The sequence below is a fragment of the Aeromonas sp. QDB23 genome, from assembly GCF_027707745.1.
GTDB lineage: Bacteria > Pseudomonadota > Gammaproteobacteria > Enterobacterales > Aeromonadaceae > Aeromonas > Aeromonas allosaccharophila.
This window is the reverse complement of record NZ_JAPCJA010000146.1, coordinates 1-1,358: the sequence shown is the minus strand read 5'-3', so window position 1 is coordinate 1,358 and position 1,358 is coordinate 1. Positions and strand designations below refer to the sequence as shown.

Annotated in this window: 2 pseudogenes; both read right to left on the bottom strand. The window is 48.5% G+C overall.

Annotation, left to right across the window (positions count from 1 at the left end):
* Positions 1–74 precede the first annotated feature (74 nt).
* Positions 75–308 (bottom strand): annotated as a pseudogene (locus PG888_RS22860) (transposase); the annotation flags it as partial.
* An 85-nt stretch (positions 309–393) separates the two neighbouring features.
* A pseudogene (locus PG888_RS22855) lies at positions 394–1,109 on the bottom strand (IS5 family transposase); the annotation flags it as partial.
* Positions 1,110–1,358 lie beyond the last annotated feature (249 nt).

The following is a 1,358-nucleotide window of genomic DNA, read 5'->3' as shown; positions in this document are numbered from 1 at the left end:
AGGCAAGGGGCAACAGTGGATCAAGGGATGATCGTCTCACTTTTTCCTGTCAATGCCATCTGGGTGAACAGTTACGCGAAAATCGTGTTTCCAGTCAATGACATCTGGTGACGGCAGTGATTGCATTGCCACACACGTGGCCGCCTTCTCAGGCGACAACAGGTCTTGTTGGCACATTCAGGGCAGACAAAGCCGTTAGGAAAACGCCAAGTGAACAGCGCGTTTTCGCACTGAACCTCAGTGCCATAGTCCTTGAGAAACTCAAACAGGCTGTAGCCTTTCTGGAATTGGATTTTGCTTTTGGCCATGATCTCGCACCTCGATAACTGTACGTAAGATCAGTATAGTTCGTGGTAACTGACTGCTAATCATGGGTAATCAGGTTTCCGTTTATGCTAGTGAACAACGGTGATACCCAGGCATTTTCTTCCAGTGTGCGCGTCCTTCCTTGCGCATCACCAGCGCGACCTCATTTCTTGGTGCCCCTTTTTCCATGGCCCCTGTTGCAAGGCAGGATACAGGCCGTCACTCCTTTGTGCGCTATCAGCTGATGGCTGGCTTTGCTCTCATAGACAGCATCAGCATAATGCGCCGTAGTGTATTGAGCAGTGTTGGCAGCGCCTCAGCACCATGAATATTTTCCAACGACACTTCCGCTGCCACGACCTCGTGAGTCGCTAGGTCAACCGCGAGATACAACTTACGCCAGACGCAACCTTTCTCGGCACCGTGTTTTCTTACCTTCCACTCACCCTTTCCAAACACCTTCAGGCCGGTCGAGTCGATAACCAAATCGGTGATACCCCTTTTGTGGGCTGCTGATCGATAAACTTCATTGTGCACACGGCAGCACATTCATCAGATAAAACAGGGAGTCGCATAGTCTCTGAGTGGTTCGCAGGGTAAGGCTGCAAATCCCCTTGAACATCGAAAGGTACAGGTAGTCTGGTCGGTGTATAGCTGACTGCGGCCCTATAACCCATCACAGCCATGGTGGAACCAGTTGCTTATGGCATCGGCATCAATACAGAAGATGAGTGAGACACGATTAATCAGAGACCTGCTATATTGAAGCCAATTTCAGTGATGGAATGAAGTAACTTGCCCATGATGCTGGCTGGAAGGGGATGGTGGTGATCAGATTACCGACTTCTCAGTTCGTTCCACTCAAGAAGCATCGATTTGTGAAATAAAGCGGATGAAAGAACAAATGGAGCAATTCGCACGTATAGTGCGGATTATTTAAACAATGGTCTTTATAAAACTTAAATCCACATTAAACCGTCATTCCGCACCTGATTTTGCTATTTTCAGTGCTTGACGGCGATCGGCCGTTCTGATCTATTACTCTCTTTTGC